The 2,771-nt window shown below is 25.9% G+C and carries 3 protein-coding genes and 1 pseudogene; 2 read left to right on the top strand and 2 right to left on the bottom strand.

What is annotated here, in order from left to right; translation table 11 throughout:
- Positions 1 to 127: pseudogene (locus IDG64_RS14280) on the top strand (IS6 family transposase); the annotation flags it as partial.
- A 40-nt stretch (positions 128 to 167) separates the two neighbouring features.
- Here IDG64_RS14280 and IDG64_RS14275 read toward each other — a convergent pair.
- Both IDG64_RS14275 and IDG64_RS14270 read right to left on the bottom strand, forming a co-directional pair.
- Entirely contained in the window at positions 168 to 503 is a 336-nt protein-coding gene (locus IDG64_RS14275; RefSeq protein WP_001106905.1) for a GyrI-like domain-containing protein, read from the bottom strand.
- A gap of 265 nt (positions 504 to 768) precedes the next feature.
- Entirely contained in the window at positions 769 to 1,410 is a 642-nt protein-coding gene (locus tag IDG64_RS14270; RefSeq protein ID WP_000855537.1) for a fusidic acid resistance EF-G-binding protein FusB, read from the bottom strand.
- 472 nt (positions 1,411 to 1,882) lie between these two features.
- Here IDG64_RS14270 and IDG64_RS14265 point away from each other — a divergent pair, with 472 nt between their 5' ends.
- Positions 1,883 to 2,491, top strand: a complete 609-nt coding sequence (locus tag IDG64_RS14265) for a hypothetical protein (protein WP_000776990.1) — start codon at positions 1,883 to 1,885, stop codon at positions 2,489 to 2,491.
- Positions 2,492 to 2,771: the final 280 nt, after the last annotated feature.

Genomic DNA, 2,771 nt, shown 5'->3' with positions numbered 1-2,771 from the left:
CAATACAGCAAAGAATACTTTAAAAGGTATTGAATGTATTTACGCTCTATATAAAAAGAACCGTAGGTCTCTTCAGATCTACGGATTTTCCCCATGCCACGAAATTAGCATCATGCTAGCAAGTTAAACGAACACTGACATGATATATTAGTGATTAGCTATATTTTTTACTTTGCAACAGAACCTTTTGTTGTATGTGGTAATGCAAAAACAACATATTTTCCTCCCGTAAAACTTCGAGAATTTATAAAATCATTTATCTTTACATCTTCGTCTATTTTTAAAACTAAATCATATCTACATGATTCTTCTTCGACAATTTGCGGATCATCTAATGCTACACCTAATATTCCGTTAGTTTCAACATATCTCCAATAACAATTTTCTTTAATCCACTCTTTAAAATTCTTCATCATTTCATAATTCTTATTACTACCATACTTACCTTTATTTCTAACATAGATCACATTACAATCATCTAAAATTTCGATTTTATAGTTCATTTTAGCACCTCCAACAATAAGCTAACCCGAGTTAAAATTTATTACAATATGTATTAAAAAATTTCTTAAAATAAAAAAAACGCCACTCAATGAGTGACGCTTGAAACGAATTATTTAACTTGTCCGTGTGCTAACTATTTAATTTGCCCTTATCATCAAAATTATGCCCTTTTTTTGCCCTCTGAATTTAAAGCTATTTATATCCATAATTAACGGTAAACAATATTATTTAACAATCACAATTTTCACAAACATAGTTTATTCCTTAATCTAGTTTATCAATAAAATTATAAAACTGATTAATATCTGTTAATTGTTTATTACAATGAATGCTATCTCGACATATATAGTCACCTTTTTTTACATATTGACCATCCGAATTGGTTTTTGACTTTTTCATGAATAATGAAACATTAGATTCTTTATTACAAATTGTGCAGAACCCCTTTACAACCTGATTAGAAATTTCTCCATAAAGTCCTTTTAATTGTTTTTTTTCATCGTAATATATTATATATTTCCGATTTGATGCAAGTTCATTCCATCCTACAAATGAACTTACCTTCAAATCATATTCTTCAAATTGAGGTATTTTTATTTTTTTAACTTTCTTAAATACTTTCTGAAGTTTTTGCGGACTAGGTAGTTCAAAAGGTACTACATATTCTAAAAATTTATTAAGTATTGCTTCAATTTCTTTGTTTGATAATCTGATGTTCATTAATACTTTTAAAGATTCTTCAATATCGTCATCTATATGACCAAAAATCTCATTAATATCATTATAGGTTTCCGATTGAATAACTTTGACGGTTTCTTTATCATTTACCGTTTTATATACATTTTTCAATCTTAAAATAACCGATCTGATATAATTATATTGGTGAGGATAAATCATTGTTTTCATTGTTTTCAACCTTTCACAAGTATATTTATTTTACTTATTAATAAATAAGATACTTTGTGATAATGTTGATTAAATTTAGCTACAAAGCATCTTATATTCAAGATCCAATAGCTTTAAATATGTTATATCTTTTAACATAACATCATCACCTCCCGAACTGTTAAATTCATTTATATCACTTCAATATTAATTAATTACTCATAATGTTACTCTTAGTAAAAAAATAACATGGGTAAATCCAGAGTTAATCGTTTCACTCATCGCAACACAGAACGTTTCTCAACGTCTTATATTGTTAATAATTTCATACTCTTGTCCTTTATTTCAAAACTGTACCCTTTTTTGCCCTTTAAATTATCATTAAACAAATCATTTCATTTTTACAAAAAGTATTGTAAGAAAAAGTTTCATTATGATATATTTTTTATAGTTTTTATATAGAATTAAACTTGCTAAACAGGAGTGTTTTTTTATGAAACTCTCAGCAAAAAAGCAAAAGCAGTTCCATCATTTTTGTAACTACTTTAAAAGTTTAGAAATTAAAACATTTTTGCAAAATGCTATCGGCGCTTTATTTTTAAGTCCTTTTACATTAATAACTTATGCATTTATTTTAGCATACAAGGTTACATTTATGAATAAATCATTAATTGAAGCTTTGTCAAGCGCTGTTTCTTTAATTCTTATATTTTGGGTAGTTGCATTGTATTTAATGATGTTTTATGTAGTTTACTTTAAAGGTAAAAATTCATTATTAAAATTTGTTAAAATAACTACTCTAATAATTATTATTTCTTATCATATATACATATTTATTAGAAAAGGTATAGAAAATCTTACTCATTTTGATAACTATATTATTATTATTACTTCAGTTCTTATTTCTTACTGGCTGATACAAACTTTGAGAAATATAATTACTTCTATTTACAATTGGATATTTAACGATGAAAGTCACCAACGAGATGAATTAATTAAATTTAAGCTTTCTTTCATAAAAAGTTTACTCATAGGCTTTTTTTCTTTTATTGCTACTATTTTAGGTATAGCATTAACTATTAAAAATTTATTCTTTACTTAAGTCGAATTAATTTTTATAGAACGCAATTTATAAAGGATGTTGTATAGCATGACATCCTTTATTATATAACTTACCGTAGTCACACAAACTCAATCCTCACTGCAACACAGGACATTTCTTAGCGTTTTGTATTATCTACAATTATTTAATGTCTTTATTATTTTTATCTTTTTCTCTGCAACTTCCTCTTTTTATTGCGTTATGATCCCAATTTATTTTTTAAATTCATTACCAGCTTGCTCTATAGTTTGATTGGTTCTGTTGCAAAGTTGAATTTATA

This window comes from Staphylococcus sp. EG-SA-15 (genome assembly GCF_017151895.1).
In the GTDB taxonomy this organism is placed as follows: domain Bacteria; phylum Bacillota; class Bacilli; order Staphylococcales; family Staphylococcaceae; genus Staphylococcus; species Staphylococcus aureus.
Note: the sequence above shows the minus strand (reverse complement) of the source record. Positions and strands in the feature narration are given on the sequence as shown.